Below are 14861 nucleotides of genomic sequence, written 5' to 3'. Positions count from 1 at the left end.
CCGAAAGCGGCTTCCACGGCTACGCCCGGTGCCGTCGAAAAAAAGTCCGTTCCGCCCCGTCGGAAAACCGGGCGCCCGGACGACGATGGGGGTGTGAGCGAACCGCGGGTACGACCGGACCCGGCATTCGCCCTGCTCGAGCTCTACGAGGAGGCGTTGCCGGAGGTGTACGGCTACCTGCTGTCCCGGTGCGGCAGCCGGGCGGTCGCCGAGGAGCTGACGTCCGAGACGTTCCTCGGTGCCGTCTCCGCCTGCCGTGCCACGGAGGCGCCGCCGGTCAGCACGGGGTGGCTGATCGGCGTCGCCCGGCACAAGCTGGTCGACCACTGGCGCCGCCGGGAGCGGGAGGAGCGCGGGCTGCGGCTGGTGCGTGAAACCGAGACCGTGGACCCGTGGGAGGGAGAGATCGACGCGCTGCTGGCCCGCGAGGTGCTCGCCGAGCTGGGCGGGCACCACCGGGCCGCGCTGACGCTGCGGTACCTCGACGGACTGCCCGTGCCGGAGGTCGCACGCCTGCTCGGGCGCACCGTGCACGCCACGGAAGCCCTGCTGGTGCGGGCGAAAGCCGCGTTCCGCACCGCGTACCGGGGAAAGGAGGGCTGCCATGACTGACCCGTTCGACGCCCTCCGCGAACCCTCGCGCCCCGCCGATCCCGATCCGCGGTTCGCCGCCGAACTACGCCAGAAGCTGCAGCTCGCCATCCTGAACGGAGGAGAGATGACCACCACCGAAGCGCCCGCACGGGCCGAACTGCACTCCTTGACCCCGTACCTCGCCGTGTCCGACGCGCGCCGCGCGCTCGATTTCTACGTCGAGGTGTTCGGCGCGACCCGCCGCGGCGATCCGATCGTCATGTCCGACGGCAGGATCGGGCACGCCGAACTGGCGGTCGGCGACTCGGTGCTGATGCTGGCCGAGGAGTCCGAGGACGTCGGCCACGTCGCCGCCCCGGGTGGCGCGTCGGTGCGGATCGAGGTGCCCGACGTGGAAGGAGCGGTGCGCCGGGCGGTGGCTCGCGGCGCGGAGCTGCTGCGCCCCGTCGCCGACACCGGGCACGGGCTGAGCGGGGCCGTCCGCGACCCGTTCGGGCAGCGGTGGCTGGTCGCGCAGGCCCCGCCGCGGACCTCGGCCGGGAAAGCTCCCCGGCACGGCGAAGCCGGGTACTTCACCTTCCAGGTCCCGGACGACGAAGCCGCCAAGGAGTTCTACGGCGGGGTGCTCGGCTGGCAGTTCTCGCCGGGCCACGTCGAACACGGCTGGGGCATCGAGGGCAACGGCCTGTTCGGCGGCCTGTGGGGCGGGCCGGGACGGCAGGTCGGCTGGAAGGTCATGTACGCGGTCGACGACCTCGACGCGGCGCTGGCGCGGGTGCGCGAACTCGGCGGTCAGGCCGGCGACGTCGAACGACAGCCGTACGGCCTGTCCGCCGAGTGCGTGGACAACCAGGGCATCGAGTTCTGGCTCTGGCAGCCCTAAGGAGCGAGCACGCGCGCCCGCGGGCGGCCGAGGCCGAGCCAGGACAGGCCCGCCGAAAGGACCGACTGCGGGTCGAGCAGGTTGCGGGTGTCCACCACCGCGTCGCCGTGCATCAGCTCGGCGACGTAGGTCCAGTCCAGCCTGCGGAACTCGTCCCACTCGGTCAGCACCACGATCGCGTCGGCGCCCTTCGCGGTCTGGTACGGGTCGTCGACGATGCGCATGCCGGGCTGCTCGCCGCCGACCGCGGGGTCGTAGGCGGTCACCTCGGCGCCGTGGGCGGCGAGCATCGCGGTCACCGACAGCGCGGGCGAGTCACGCAGGTCGTTGGTCCCGGCCTTGAACGCCAGGCCGAGGACGCCGACGCGCGCCCCGGCGAGGCTGCCGCCGACGGCACCGGCGATCTTCGCGACGATCCGGTCCCGCTGCGCGATGTTCTCCTGGATCGCGGCGGACAGCAGCGAGAAGTCGAACCCGACGGACTCGGCGACCTGCACGAGCGCGTGCGTGTCCTTCGGCAGGCACGAACCGCCCCAGCCGGGCCCGGGCTTGAGGAACGAGCGGCCGATGCGCCGGTCGTAACCCATGCCCTCGGTGACCGACTCGATGTCCGCGCCGAGGCGCTCGCACAGCTCGGCGACCGCGTTCACGTAGGACAGCTTCATCGCGAGGAAGCAGTTGGCGGCGTACTTGACCAGCTCCGCGCTCGCCGCGTCGGTGACCACGCTCGGCGCGGCGAGGTCGGCGTAGAGCCCGGCCACCCAGTGGGCGGCGGGCTGGTCGTCGGAGCCGACGACGATCCGGTCGGGGTTGAGGAAGTCACCGACCGCGGTGCCCTCGCGCAGGAACTCCGGGTTCGCCACCACGGGCACGTCGGTGCGGCCGAGCAGGCCGCGGATGCGCTGCGCGGTGCCGACGGGAACGGTCGACTTGGTGATCACGGCGCAGCCCGGCGGCAACGCGCCCGCGACCTCGTCGATCACCGCCTCGACCGCACGCAGGTCGGCCGCGCCGCCCGCGCCCATGGGGGTCGGCACGCAGAGGAACACGGCCTCGGCGTCCACGACGGCCTGCCGCGACCCGACGACGAAGTCGAGCCTGCCGGTCGCGAGGCCGCGGGAGACCAGCTCCTCCAGCCCCGGTTCGAGGATGTCCACCTGGCCGGCCGCGAGTCTGGCGACCTTGAGCGAGTCCACGTCCACGCAGGTGACGCGGTGGCCGAGACTCGCGAGGCAGGCGCCCGTGGTGAGGCCGACGTATCCGGTGCCGATGACGACGATCCGAGCTGAGCCCATGCTGCGAAGGTGACAGCCGGAGTTGACGGCCGTGCTAACGCCAGTGGTCGCCGCCGGGTACTCCGCGCGACGGTGAGGAGCACCACCGGGAGCGCGTGCGAACGAACGTTAACCTGACATCGGCAGTGTGGCGACGATAAGGGGACGAAATGCGTATTGCGGACACGGCGGCGATCGTCACCGGTGGGGCTTCCGGGCTCGGCGGGGCGACAGCGCGGGCGTTGGCGGAGAAGGGTGCGCGGGTCTTCGCGTTCGACCTCCCGGCCGGCATCGAGAAGGCGCCCGAGGTGTCCGGCGTGACGTACGTCGGCACCGACGTGACCGACCCCGAGCAGGTCCGGGCCGCCGTCGAGCAGGCCGCGGGCGCCGGGGTGCCGCTGCGGACCGTGGTGAACTGCGCGGGCATCGGCCCGTCGGCGCGCATCCTGTCGCGCAAGGGCACGCACGACCTCGGGCTGTTCAAGAAGGTCATCGAGGTCAACCTGATCGGCACGTTCAACGTGATGACGCTGGCCGCCGAGGCGATCGCGAAGACGGAGCCGCTGGCGGACGACGCGCGGGGCGTCATCATCAGCACGGCGTCGGTCGCGGCGTTCGACGGGCAGATCGGACAGGTGGCGTACTCGGCGTCCAAGGGCGGTGTCGTCGGCCTGACCCTGCCGGCGGCGCGGGACCTCGCGTCGCAGGGGATCCGGGTGATGACCATCGCGCCGGGCATCGTGGACACGCCGATGCTGGCGACGGTGAGCGACGAGTTCCGCGCCGGACTGGCGGCGGGCGTGCCGTTCCCGAAGCGCCTGGCCCGCCCGGACGAGTACGCACAGCTCGCACTGGACATCATCGAGCACGACTACCTCAACGGCGAGGTCATCCGCATGGATGGCTCCCTCCGGATGGCGCCTCGCTAGTTACGCTCGCGGACATGCCGGACACGCAGTACGAAGACCTGCTCCGCCGCGTGCTCGACGCGGGCGCCCGCAAGGCGGACCGCACCGGTACGGGCACGCGGTCGGTCTTCGGCCACCAGCTCCGCTACCGGCTGTCCGACGGCTTCCCGCTGATCACGACCAAGAAGGTCCACTTCCGGTCGGTCGCGTACGAACTGCTGTGGTTCCTGCGCGGCGATTCGAACGTGGGCTGGCTGCGGGAGAACGGCGTCACGATCTGGGACGAGTGGGCCGCTCCCGACGGGGAGCTCGGCCCGGTCTACGGGGTGCAGTGGCGCTCGTGGCCCACCCCCGGCGGCGGCCACGTCGACCAGATCGCCGAGGTGCTGCGCACGCTGCGCGAGGACCCGGACTCGCGGCGGATCATCGTGTCCGCGTGGAACGTCGCGGACATCCCGCGGATGGCACTGCCGCCGTGCCACGCGCTCTTCCAGTTCTACGTCGCCGACGGCTCGTTGTCCTGCCAGCTGTACCAGCGCAGCGCCGACCTGTTCCTCGGCGTGCCATTCAACATCGCGAGCTACGCGCTGCTGACGCACATGCTCGCCGCGCAGGTGGGTCTGCGCGTGGGTGACTTCGTCTGGACCGGCGGCGATTGCCACATCTACGACAACCACGTCGACCAGGTACGCAAGCAGCTCGCTCGCGAAGCGCGGCCGTTTCCCACCTTGCGCCTGATGCCCGCGGACAGCCTGTTCGACTACACCTACGAGGACGTCACGATCGAGGGCTACGACCCGCATCCCGCCATCAAGGCGCCGGTGGCGGTGTGATCGGGCTGGTCTGGGCCCAGTCGGCGAACGGGGTCATCGGCCGCGACGGCGCGCTGCCCTGGCACCTACCGGAGGACCTGAAGCACTTCCGCGCGCTGACCGCGGGCGGCACGGTGCTCATGGGCCGCCGCACGTGGGAGTCGCTGCCTCCGCGGTTCCGGCCGCTGCCGGGCAGGCGCAACCTCGTGCTGTCACGTACGCCGCAGGAGGACGTGGAGACGTTCCCCGACCTACCCGCGGCGCTCGCCGCGGTGGACGGGGACGTCTGGGTGATCGGCGGGGCCGCGGTGTACCGGGCGGCGCTGCCGTTCGCGGACCGGATCGTGGTCACCGAGATCCGGGAGCACTTCGACGGCGACACGCAGGCGCCGGACGTGGCGCGCGAACCGGACTCCGCCGGGGAGTGGCAGGAGTCCGCGACCGGACTGCACTACCGCTTCCTGACCTGGGGCTACAGGTCTCCCATGTAGGGGATGTCGTTCGCCGGGCCGGACATCCATTCGCGCAGGACCTGGGTGGCGCGGACGTCGTCCTCGTTGTAGCGGAGGAGGCGTTCGCGCTGGCCCCGGTCCGGGGGTGTGCCGTTCATGCCCACCGCGTCCCGGTACCAGCGCATCGACGCCTCGCCGCCGGCTTCCGCGTCGCGCCACGTGAAGCCCGCGACCGGGGCCACCACCTTCAGCCCCTTGCCCCGCGCGCACAGGAACTGGTCGGACACCCCGCGGAACAGGTCCACCCACTCGTCGGAGTCCACAAAGGACTGCACCTCGCGGCGCTCCGGGATGCCCGGGCGCCCTGCGAAGCGCTCCACCGAGCCGAACAGCCAGCGGTTCTCGGCCAGTGCGTTGTAGCAGTACGCGCGGAACGTCAGACCCGCCGCGGCCGTGCGCTGCCGGACCTCCCGCAGCCACGCCCAGAACTCCGCGAACGACCGCGCCTCGTCCACTGTGGGCAGCGGGTCCCACGTGACGAACGCCCGGTACCCGTGCGCCAGCCCGATGTCCGCCCCCGTCAGCAGGCAGCCCCACAGGTACGCGCCGGACTCGCCGAAACTCTCCATGTCCACGTCGACCTCGACGTCGGCCCTCGGCACCGTCACCTCGGGCACGCGGCGCACCACCGTCAGGTCCGCGAGCCACGCCCTGGCCAGCGCGACGGCGTCGGGGAACGTGCCGGACGTCCACACGATCGGCGGCTCGTCGGCCGGGTCCAGCGCCGCCAGCTTGTCCACAGTGGAGACTCCGGCGCGCCGCAGCTCCATCGCGTCCTCGCCGCGGACCACCAGGCTCACGTCCCGCACCGCGCGCAGCTCCGCCTCGCAGTTGGGCCACCACGGGCACGTGCGGCACTCCAGGACGCGCGACGGCTCGGCCAGCGCGGGCTCCCCCCGTGCCGCGGCCAGCGCGACCGCCACCCTGTCGGCGAACCGGCTGTCGTACTCGGCCAGCGCGCTGCGGCCGCCCGGCCACGTGGGCGCGGCCAGGTCGTGCCACAGCACCACGTCCGCGTCCAGCCCGATGACCCCGCCGAGCGGGCGGGCCGCGCCAAGACCCAGCGCCTCCAGCATCCGGCGCAGGTGCGCCAGGCGCAGCTGGTCACGCGCGTGCGAACGGACCTTCCGCTCCTCGTCGACCACCGCGTGGGCCGGGTCGAGATCGATGGGCGCCGTGGTGACCGCGCCCGTGCCCGGGTCGGTGATGCGGTGGCGCACAACCAGCACCGGCAGGTAACCCTCGCCCGATCGGACCAGCAGCTCCGCGCCGCCACGCCGGTGGCCCTCGACATCCGGCGGCAGCAACGCCCCCCAGACGTACGAAACTCCCGCCGCCAGCGCCTGCTCGGTGAGCCGGACGCGCTCGTCCGGCGGCAGCTCGCGCGGCACCGTGGCCCAGACCCCCGGAATGGCCTCGACCAATCGGCGGCGGATCTCCTCCCGGTGCCCCGCCGCGTCGGCCATCCGCTGCTCGGACGCCGGATCGGGCGGAGCCAGCGGAACCGCGCGCATCGCCGGGTCGGCTTCGAGGTGCACGCGGCGCCGGCAGCGGCTCACCGCTCCGGCGTCCAACAGCACCTCTGTTTCCACGTGAACCACTTTAGAAGCACCCACCGACAGAAATCGCGCGCGTCCGGTGTGCCTGCACCCGACCGGACCAGTAAGTTCTTGCGCATGGCACGCAAGAAGCCCGCCGAAAAGGGCCTCACCCCGAAGAAGGCCCGCAACGCCGTCTCCGTGGCCAAGGTCGTGGTGCCGGCGGTGGCGCCGGTGCTCGCGCCGGTCGCCATCAAGGCGGCGGGTGCCGCGCGCGAGGCCTACGACCGGTACCAGGCCCGCAAGCTGGGCGTGCCCGTCGAGCGGCTGTCCGAGTTCACCGGGCGCGGCGCGGGGCTGCTCGCCCGCATCGCCGGGGTGTCCGAGGCGGTGACGGAGCTGATCGAGGCCCCGCGCGCCGACAACGAGACCATCAAGTTCGGGGCCGACGCCCGGGCGACCCTGCAGCAGCTCACCGCGGCGGTCCGCGCGGCGGAACGCATGCCGTCGTCCCGCCGCCGCGCCGCGCACCAGGCCGTGGCCAGGGAGCTGGAGCGCCTCGAAACGGAGATCCTGCGCCGCCTCGGCGTCTGACGCACTACTTGATGAAGCCCTTCGACACCATCCAGTCGCGGGCGACCTCACCGGCGTCGCGGCCGTCGACGTCGACCTCCTTGCACAGCTCGACCATCTGCTTGTTGTCCATCGCCTTGCCGACCGGCACGAGCACGTCGGCGAGCGCCGGGTGCGCCTGCAGGAACGACTGCTTGAGCGTGACCGCCGCGTTGTACTGCGGGAAGAACTTCTTGTCGTCGTCCAGCACGCGCAGGTTCAGCCCGGCGATGCGGCCGTCGGTCGTGAAGATCTCGCCGAAGTTGCAGGTGTTGTTCGCGACCGCCGTGTAGATCGCGCCGGTGCCGAAGGTCTTGAGCTGCGTCGGCGAGAAGCCGTACGTCTTCTCCACGCCGGGCATCCCGTCCTGCCTGCTCGCGAACTCCGTCTCGACGCAGAACACGGCCTGGTCCGGGTGTTCCTTCAGGAACGCCGTCATGTCCGAATTGGTCTTGAGGTTGTGCTCGGCGGCGTAGGACTCGCGGACGCCGAACGCGTAGGTGTCGTTCAGCGGCGAGTAGTCCAGCCAGGTGATGCCGTACTGCTTCTCGTCGGCCGCCTTCACCGCGTCGTACTGGCGCTGCTCGTCCGGGATCGGCTCGGTGTTGCCCTGGTAGGAGATCCAGCCGGTGCCGGTGTACTCCCACGACAGGTCGATCTGCCCGTTGAGCAGCGCCTGCCGGGCGCTGTTCGAGCCGCTGATGTTGGTCAGGTCGATGACGTGCGCCCCGGCCGCCGACAACGCGAGCTCCGCCATGTACCCGAGGATGATGTTCTCGGTGAAGTCCTTCGACCCGACCGTCACCGTCATTCCCTCGAGGCTGGGCACGGGCCGGATCGAGCCGGGCTGCACGTCGTAGGGCAGCGCCGCGTTGACGTTCAGCCCGCAGGCGGTCAGCGACGAGGCCAGCAGGACGGTGCCGAGCAGTGCCTTCAACCGGTGCTTCACTTGAGCCCCCTCGGTCCGAAAACCTGTTCGAGCACCGCGCCGACCCAGTCGACGAGCAGTGCCAGGCCGACCGCGAGCACGGCGCCGGTGATGAGCACGGGCACGCGGTTGAGCTTGTACCCCGTGTCGATCAGCTCGCCGAGCCCGCCGCCGTTGACGAAGAACGCGAGCGTCGCGGTACCGACGGCCAGCACGAGCGACGTCCGCAGGCCGGCCAGGATCAGCGGCACCGCGAGCGGCATCTCGATCCGCCACAGCACCCCGGCGCCCGACATCCCGATGCCGCGGCCGGCGTCGGTGAGCGCCGGGTCGACCGCTTCGATACCCACGATCGTGTTGCGCAGCACCGGGAGCAGTGAGTAGAAGGCGAGCGGCAGCACCGCGCACCAGAAGCCTTCCCAGCTGGTCCAGAGGAAGAACAGCACGATCATGCCGAGCGCGGGCGCGGCCTGGCCGATGTTCGCGATGGTCAGGAACACCGGTGCGACGCGGCGCGCCCACCGGCGGGTGAGCAGCATGCCCAGCGGCACCGCGACCAGCACGACGATCACCGCGACCGCGATGGTGATCAGCAGGTGCGCCCAGGTGTCGGACAGCAGCGTGCTGATGTTGAGGTTCTCGGCCTCGATCGCGTCGTTGTCGCGCGTGAGCGCCCAGATCAGCACGGCCCCGACGATGAGGACGACCGCGACGGGCTGTGCGATGAACCGGCCGCGTTCGGCCCGGCGTGAACCGGAACGGGTGGAGAAACCGCTTTCTACCGTGGTCGTCATGACTCGGTGTGCTCCTCCCGCAGTCGCTGGATGGTCGCCATCACCGTGTCCATCTCGATCATCCCGGCGAACTCGCCACGCTGACCGGTGACCGGGACGCCACCGCCCTCGACGAGCATCGCCTCGAGCGCGTCCTGCAGGGTCGACTGGAGGCTGACCGAGTCGGTGAGCGGCTTGCCCAGCCCGGCCAGCGACGAGGCCGACCGCAGCTCGCGGGCGTGCACCCAGCGGACCGGGCGCCGCCGCGCGTCGAGGATCAGCGCGTAGTTCGCCTTGCGCTCGGCGAGCTTCTGCCGCACCGCCTCGACCGTGTCGTCCGCCGACGCGGTGACGGTCTTCTGACTGAGCTCGACGTCGCGGACCCGCTGCAGCGTCAGCTGCTTCAGCGAGGCGCCGGCGCCGACGAAGCCCGCCACCGTGTCGTCGGCCGGGTTGGCGAGGATCGCGTCCGGCGTGTCGTACTGCAGGATCGACGACTGGGGGCCGAGCACCGCGATCTTGTCGCCGAGCTTGACGGCCTCGTCGAAGTCGTGCGTCACGAACACGATCGTCTTGTGCAGTTCGGACTGCAGGCGCAGCAGCTCGTCCTGCAGGTTGCCGCGGGTGATCGGGTCGACCGCGCCGAACGGTTCGTCCATCAGCAGCACCGGCGGGTCGGCGGCGAGCGCCCGTGCCACGCCGACGCGCTGCTGCTGCCCACCGGACAGCTGGCGCGGGTAGCGGTCGTGGAACTGCTCCGGGTCCAGGCCGACGAGGTCGAGCATCTCCTCGACGCGCGCGGCGACCTTCTTCTTGTTCCAGCCCAGCAGCCCCGGCACGACGGCGATGTTCTGCGCGACGGTGAAGTGCGGGAACAGCCCGGCCTGCTGGATCGCGTAGCCGACCTTGCGGCGCAAGCGGTCCGGGTCGATCTTCAACGCGTCCTCGCCGCCGATGGTGATCTTCCCCGACGTCGGCTCGATCAGCCGGTTGATCATCCGCATCGTGGTGGTCTTGCCGCAGCCCGACGGGCCGACCAGGATGACGATCTTCCCGGCGGGGATCGTCATCGTGACGTCCTCGACCGCGGGCTGCCGCGTGCCCGGGTACCGCTTCGTCACGTGCTCCAGCTGGATCTCGACGCCGGAGACGGCGCCGTCGGCCGCGGTGGCGGATGCAGTTGCGATCGTTTCAGACACGGACACCCCTCGGAACGGTGAAACGGGCGATGAGGACGTAGATGCCGTCGAGGATCAGCGCGAGGACGACCACCCCGATGGTGCCGGTGAGCGCCTGGTTCGTCGCGTTCGCGCTGCCCGCGCGGGTGAGCCCGGAGAACACCTCGGAACCGAGGCCGGGCCCCTTCGCGTAGGCGGCGATCACCGCGATGCCCATCAGCATCTGGGTCGCGACCCGCATCCCGGCGAGGATCGCGGGCCAGGCCAGCCGCAGCTCGACGCGGGTGAGCACGCGCAGCCGGTTCATCCCGATGCCGCGGGCGGCGTCCGTGATCGCGGGATCGACGCCGGACAGCCCGACGATCGTGTTCCGCACGATCGGCAGCAGGGCGTAGACCACGAGCGGGATGACGCTCGGCGCGACGCCGAGGCCCACGATCGGGATGAGCAGGCCGATCAGCGCGAAGGACGGGATCGTGAGGATCGTGCTGGCCAGCGCGGTGGCGAGTGCCGAGCCGATGGGGCTGCGGTACACCGCGACGCCGATGAGCACACCGATCACCGCGGCGATGACGGTGGCCTGCACGACTTCGCTGACGTGCAACCACGCCTGCAGCGACAGCCTGCTCCACCGATCCGCGATGTAGTCGAACAGGTTCACGCGGGGCGGCCTCCCTCCGGTCGGATCACTCGTTCGGATGAACGAAGAAGCCGGTACTCGGCGTAGCCACCGTTCCGCATTCTTTCGTGATCAGCAACTTTCGCCCGGGCGGCGGAGGGTGGAGATCACCCAACTGGATGGCACCTGACCAGGGAAGACAACGTTTGTACACATATTTTCGGGTTTCTCGTGAACGTCGTGTTCACCACACGAGACGCCCTGCCGGGCCGGGTGTCCGGTCTCCTACGCTGGGGCGGTGAACAGGCGGCCACGAAGTCACGGTGCGTCACGCGCCGTTCGTGGCGCGCTGCTCGCCCTCTGCTCCGCCGGGCTCGGGATCACCGCGCACGCCCTCGCCGACGGTGGCCTGCCCGACACCGCGCTCACCCTCCTGCTCACCGCGCTGGTCGGCTGGACGGGCGCTGCCCTCGCGGAGCGGACCCGCGGCCCGCTCGGCGTGTTCGCCGTCCTCGGCACGGCGCAGCTCGCCATGCACCTCGTGCTCACCGAGCTGATGGGGCACGCCGCCCCGGCGGCCGGGATGTTCCTGGCGCATGGGGTCGCGACCGCGCTCACCGCCGGGCTGCTCTGGCACGCGGAAGCGATGATCCGGGTCGCGGTCGCGCGGCTGTGGCTGCTGCTGCCCGTGGTGTGGCGGCCCGCGCCGGTCGCCGCCGCTCCCGCGCCCGTCCTGCCCAGCACCGACCCGGCCACGTCACTCGTTTCGGTGCTCCTTCGCCGGGTACACGGGCGGCGCGGTCCCCCGGCCTTCTCCTGAACCGACGACTCCCCAGCCGGGCGCCTCAGCCGTCCGGTCCACTTTCCCCTGTTCAGGAGCAGAAACCCCATGTCGAACAACCGCGCCCTGCGCGCGACCGTGCTGGCCGCCACCTTCGGGGCGGCCGGACTCCTCGGAGCGGGCGTCGCGTCCGCCCACGTCACCGCCAACATCTACGGCAGCCAGCCGCAGAAGGGCGGCAACGCCGCCATCGTCTTCCGCGTGCCCAACGAGGAGGAGAACGCCGGCACCGTCAAGGTCGAGATCGACTTCAAGCCGGAGTACGCGATCAGCTCCGTGCGGTACAAGCCGGTGCCCGGCTGGACCGCGGAGGTCACCAAGACCACGCTGCCCAGCCCCGTCAAGAACGGGAAGAACCTCGACGTGACCGACCCCGTCACGAAGATCGTGTTCACCGCGCAGCCCGGCGGCGGCATCGCCAAGGGCGACACCGAGCTGCAGGAGTTCGAAATCACCGCGTCCACCCTGCCGTCCAACGTGGACGAGCTGGTGCTGCCCGCGATCCAGACCTACGACGACGGCCAGGTCGTGAACTGGGACCAGGTGCAGACCGGCGACACCGAGCCCGAGCACCCCGCGCCCACCGTGCAGCTGGCCGCCGCGAGCAGCGGCTCGGACGAGCACGCGAGCATGTCCACCGGCGGGGGCACCGCGAGCACCGACTCGACCGACGACACCGCGCGGTGGCTCGGCGGCGCCGGGCTCGTCGTCGGCGCGCTGGGCCTCGGCGCCGGAGCGGGCGCGGTGCTGCGCGGCCGCAGGGCGGCCAAGTGATGCGCAAGGTCCTGACCGTGCTGGGCGTGGCGGTGGCGGCTCTGCTCGCCACCGCCACCCCGGCGCTCGCCCACAACGTGCTGATCTCGACCGATCCGGCGAAGGACGCCCGGCTCGACACCGGTCCGGCCCGCATCACACTCACCTTCGACGCGCCGATCCAGGGCGGGGACATCAACCAGGTCTCCGTCCTCGGACCGGACAAGTCGCAGTGGGCCGAGGGCACGGTCGACATCGAGAGCAACAAGATCAGCGCACCGGTGCGACCGCTCGGCCCCGCCGGGACCTACACGGTCGGCTATCGGATCCTGTCCGCGGACGGGCACCCGGTGGAGGGTGAGTACTCGTTCACCCTCACCAAGGCGGGCAACGGCACCCCGGCCACGGCCGGGGCGGCGAAGGGCGTCGCCGCCGACTCCGGGAACTCCTCGGGCGGTGGCGTTCCGGTGTGGGTGTGGGTCCTCGGCGCGGTCGTCCTGCTGGCGATCGGGCTGACGCTGGCCTTGCGGACGGGCCGGGAGAAGACCGAGTGAGCAAGACCGAGACCGCCTCGCCGCGTTACTCCACCCTCGCCGCCACGGTCGTCGCGGCGCTGGCCGGTGTGCTGGTCGGCGTCGCGCTGACCGCCACGACCCCGGTGCCGGGGGTGGCGGACGTCAGCGAGGTGGTCTCGGTCGCGATCCCGGTCGTGCGGGTGCTGCTCGACCTCGCGGCCGTGACCACCGTCGGGCTCGGCCTGCTGTCGGTGCTGGTCGGCTACGACCGGCCGAAGCTCACCGAACCGGTGCTCGCGCTGGCCCGGCCGGCCGCGGTGGCGAGCGCACTGGTGTGGGCCGCCGCGGCGCTGGTGACCCTCGTCCTGCAGACCGCGGAGTTCCGCCCCCAGGCGTCCACCGTGTCGTTCGCCGACATCGGGGCCTACGTCGCGCAGATCGGCGCGGGCAAGGCGCTGCTCGTCGTCGCCGTCCTCGCGCTGGCCCACGCCGGGCTCGGCGTGCTCGCGTTGCGGCACGGCGAGAAGGTGCCCGCCGAGGTGCGCGTGGGGCTCGGCCTGTTCGCGCTGCTGCCGCTGCCCGTCACCGGTCACGCGTCCAACTGGAACTACCACGACTACACGATGGTCTCGATGGAGCTGCACGTTCTGAGCGCCGTCGCGTGGACGGGCGGGCTTGGTGCGATGGCGGTGCTGCTCGTCGGTAACCGGACGCTGCTGGCGCACGCGCTGCCCCGGTTCTCCAAGCTCGCGACGCTGTGCCTGGCGCTGTCGGTGGTCACCGGCGTGTTCAACGCGGTCATCGAGATCGCGCTCAACCCCACGATCGGGTTCTGGTCCGCGCTGTTCACCACCCCCTACGGTCGGCTGGTGCTGCTGAAGGTGCTGTGCGTGGCGGCCATCGGCGTGCTCGGCGCGAACGTGCGCTGGCGGCTGATGCCGCGCATCTCCAAGCACGAGCGGACCGCGCTCGCCGTGTGGGCGAGCCTGGAACTCACCGTGATGGGTCTGGCCTTCGGTTTCGCCGTCGTCCTGACGCGCGCGCCGGTCTCCTAACACCGGGTAGTCGCAACTTGCAACACGGGAGTAGCGACTGGACCGTTCGGGGTGACTAGCCGAGCCGAATTTGTGACCGGATGCACGTGCATCCGGGAAACGACGAGCGGACACCTGTCGTCGGCGAACGCCGTCGTTCCGTGGTCAGCGGTAACGCACCCATGGGCCATCGCTGCCGCCGTCCCGCAGGTCCGTCAGGCGGCGGCGCAGCTCGTCTCGCACCTGTGGGTGACTGCGCAGGATCGGCAGCACGCTGGTGGTCAGCTTCAGCTCCCGCGCGGCCCGCAGCACCGGGAAACCGTCCCAGGCCGTCACGTCGAAGCCGTAGCTGTCGGCGAGCATCCGGTACCTGCCCGCGGGGTCGGCGAACCGCTCACGCCCGACCGCGAGCGGCGTCAGGTCCCACTCCGGCGGACCGGCGCAGGACGAGTCGAAGTCGCACAGCACCGGCCCGTCCGGGCCCACGATCACGTTGCCGGGATGCGCGTCGCCGTGGATCAGACCTCTGGGCAGCGGGAACTCCAGCTCGCGCAGCGCGGCCTGCACCTCGGCGCAGCGCCGCAGCAGGAACCGCCGGTCGCCCGCGTCGAGCTCCTCGGCGTCGGCCACCCGCGCCCGCACGTCCGCGAGGGGGTCCCACTCGCCGACGCCGTCGGGCACGGGCAGCTCGTGCACGCGCCGCAGCAGCCGCGCCAGGTCCTTCGCGGTGGCGCGACGACCGGTCGGCCGGACGTACTCCCACGCCGTGACGACGTGCTCACCGACGTGGATCGGCTGCTCGACGCCCGGCAGCAACCGGATCGCCGGCACGCCGTGCCGCTCGAAGTGCCGGGCCACGGCCACCACGCGGTCCGCGCGGTGGCGTAGCTTGCGCGACCCGACGATGCGCAGCACGACGGGCGCGCTCGCCAGCCGGTAGACGGCGTTGTTGGTGAACCGCAGCAGCCGGGCGCCGCGCGGGTCGAGCCCGAGCAGCCCGGCGGCCGCGGTCAGCGCCTCGGCGAGCTTTTCCCTGGTGAAACGGCCATCGAGAGTCGCGGCAGGCATGGTGCACCCACCTTTCGCG

General features: G+C 71.6%; 17 protein-coding genes. 10 read left to right on the top strand and 7 right to left on the bottom strand.

Translation table 11 applies throughout. The features are described from left to right. The first annotated feature begins 93 nt into the window (after window positions 1–93). A complete protein-coding gene (locus tag FHX82_RS01625) occupies window positions 94–612 on the top strand; it encodes an RNA polymerase sigma factor (RefSeq protein ID WP_145935023.1) in 519 nt (172 codons plus the stop codon). After that, window positions 605–1477, top strand: a complete 873-nt coding sequence (locus FHX82_RS01620; RefSeq protein ID WP_145935024.1) for a VOC family protein — start codon at window positions 605–607, stop codon at window positions 1475–1477. The genes FHX82_RS01625 and FHX82_RS01620 overlap by 8 nt, the downstream gene beginning before the upstream one ends. Here FHX82_RS01620 and FHX82_RS01615 read toward each other — a convergent pair. After that, window positions 1474–2772, bottom strand: coding sequence for a UDP-glucose dehydrogenase family protein (locus FHX82_RS01615; protein ID WP_145935025.1), 1299 nt, complete (start codon window positions 2770–2772; stop codon window positions 1474–1476). The two genes, FHX82_RS01620 and FHX82_RS01615, sit on opposite strands and share 4 nt — an antisense overlap. Window positions 2773–2921: 149 nt before the next feature. On the opposite strand from FHX82_RS01615, the gene FHX82_RS01610 reads away from it, so the two are divergent. Genes FHX82_RS01610 through FHX82_RS01600 form a run of 3 tightly spaced genes read left to right on the top strand, consistent with a single transcriptional unit; the run spans window position 2922 to window position 4962 of the window. Beyond that, on the top strand, window positions 2922–3680 hold the full coding sequence (locus tag FHX82_RS01610) for an SDR family NAD(P)-dependent oxidoreductase (protein WP_145935026.1): 759 nt from the start codon (window positions 2922–2924) through the stop codon (window positions 3678–3680). A gap of 14 nt (window positions 3681–3694) precedes the next feature. Continuing rightward, the gene (locus tag FHX82_RS01605) at window positions 3695–4492 is read left to right on the top strand and encodes a thymidylate synthase (protein WP_145935027.1); all 798 of its coding nucleotides are present in this window, start codon (window positions 3695–3697) and stop codon (window positions 4490–4492) included. Continuing rightward, a complete protein-coding gene (locus FHX82_RS01600) occupies window positions 4489–4962 on the top strand; it encodes a dihydrofolate reductase (RefSeq protein ID WP_145935028.1) in 474 nt (157 codons plus the stop codon). The genes FHX82_RS01605 and FHX82_RS01600 overlap by 4 nt, the downstream gene beginning before the upstream one ends. On the opposite strand, the gene FHX82_RS01595 is transcribed toward FHX82_RS01600, so the two are convergent. Next, entirely contained in the window at window positions 4944–6575 is a 1632-nt protein-coding gene (locus FHX82_RS01595; protein WP_145935029.1) for a TM0106 family RecB-like putative nuclease, read from the bottom strand. The genes FHX82_RS01600 and FHX82_RS01595 overlap by 19 nt on opposite strands. Before the next feature lie 84 nt (window positions 6576–6659). On the opposite strand from FHX82_RS01595, the gene FHX82_RS01590 reads away from it, so the two are divergent. Then, complete coding sequence (locus FHX82_RS01590; RefSeq protein ID WP_145935030.1) at window positions 6660–7115, top strand: DUF6474 family protein; 456 nt, start codon at window positions 6660–6662, stop codon at window positions 7113–7115. 4 nt (window positions 7116–7119) lie between these two features. Here the strand turns inward: FHX82_RS01590 and FHX82_RS01585 are convergent, their stop codons facing one another. The 4 genes from FHX82_RS01585 to FHX82_RS01570 are packed head-to-tail and all read right to left on the bottom strand — an operon-like array spanning window position 7120 to window position 10673. Next, window positions 7120–8082 carry a glycine betaine ABC transporter substrate-binding protein gene (locus FHX82_RS01585; RefSeq protein WP_145935031.1) on the bottom strand — a complete coding sequence of 321 codons (963 nt, stop codon included), beginning with the start codon at window positions 8080–8082 and terminating at the stop codon, window positions 7120–7122. Continuing rightward, window positions 8079–8855 (bottom strand): ABC transporter permease, encoded by a 777-nt coding sequence (locus tag FHX82_RS01580; RefSeq protein WP_145935032.1) that lies wholly within the window; start codon window positions 8853–8855, stop codon window positions 8079–8081. Before FHX82_RS01580 ends, FHX82_RS01585 begins: the two co-directional genes overlap by 4 nt. After that, entirely contained in the window at window positions 8852–10039 is a 1188-nt protein-coding gene (locus FHX82_RS01575) for a betaine/proline/choline family ABC transporter ATP-binding protein (protein WP_229880778.1), read from the bottom strand. Before FHX82_RS01575 ends, FHX82_RS01580 begins: the two co-directional genes overlap by 4 nt. Further along, window positions 10026–10673 (bottom strand): ABC transporter permease, encoded by a 648-nt coding sequence (locus tag FHX82_RS01570; RefSeq protein ID WP_145935033.1) that lies wholly within the window; start codon window positions 10671–10673, stop codon window positions 10026–10028. Before FHX82_RS01570 ends, FHX82_RS01575 begins: the two co-directional genes overlap by 14 nt. Window positions 10674–10929: 256 nt before the next feature. Between FHX82_RS01570 and FHX82_RS01565 the strand changes: the two genes are divergently transcribed. From FHX82_RS01565 to FHX82_RS01550, 4 genes are all read left to right on the top strand, one after another. After that, window positions 10930–11451: a hypothetical protein gene (locus FHX82_RS01565; protein WP_145935034.1), complete on the top strand. Its 522-nt coding sequence runs from the start codon at window positions 10930–10932 to the stop codon at window positions 11449–11451. Between the two features lie 69 nt (window positions 11452–11520). Further along, a complete protein-coding gene (locus tag FHX82_RS01560; RefSeq protein ID WP_145935035.1) occupies window positions 11521–12246 on the top strand; it encodes a YcnI family copper-binding membrane protein in 726 nt (241 codons plus the stop codon). Further along, window positions 12246–12779, top strand: a complete 534-nt coding sequence (locus FHX82_RS01555; RefSeq protein WP_145935036.1) for a copper resistance CopC family protein — start codon at window positions 12246–12248, stop codon at window positions 12777–12779. The genes FHX82_RS01560 and FHX82_RS01555 overlap by 1 nt, the downstream gene beginning before the upstream one ends. Next, window positions 12776–13795, top strand: a complete 1020-nt coding sequence (locus FHX82_RS01550; protein ID WP_145935037.1) for a CopD family protein — start codon at window positions 12776–12778, stop codon at window positions 13793–13795. The genes FHX82_RS01555 and FHX82_RS01550 overlap by 4 nt, the downstream gene beginning before the upstream one ends. A gap of 144 nt (window positions 13796–13939) precedes the next feature. On the opposite strand, the gene FHX82_RS01545 is transcribed toward FHX82_RS01550, so the two are convergent. Next, entirely contained in the window at window positions 13940–14842 is a 903-nt protein-coding gene (locus FHX82_RS01545) for a phosphotransferase enzyme family protein (protein WP_145935038.1), read from the bottom strand. Between the last annotated feature and the right edge of the window lie 19 nt (window positions 14843–14861).

Origin of the sequence: Amycolatopsis bartoniae, assembly GCF_014191255.1 — a bacterium.
In the GTDB taxonomy this organism is placed as follows: Bacteria; Actinomycetota; Actinomycetes; order Mycobacteriales; family Pseudonocardiaceae; genus Amycolatopsis_E; species Amycolatopsis_E bartoniae.
This window is presented reverse-complemented; position numbering and strand designations above follow the sequence as displayed.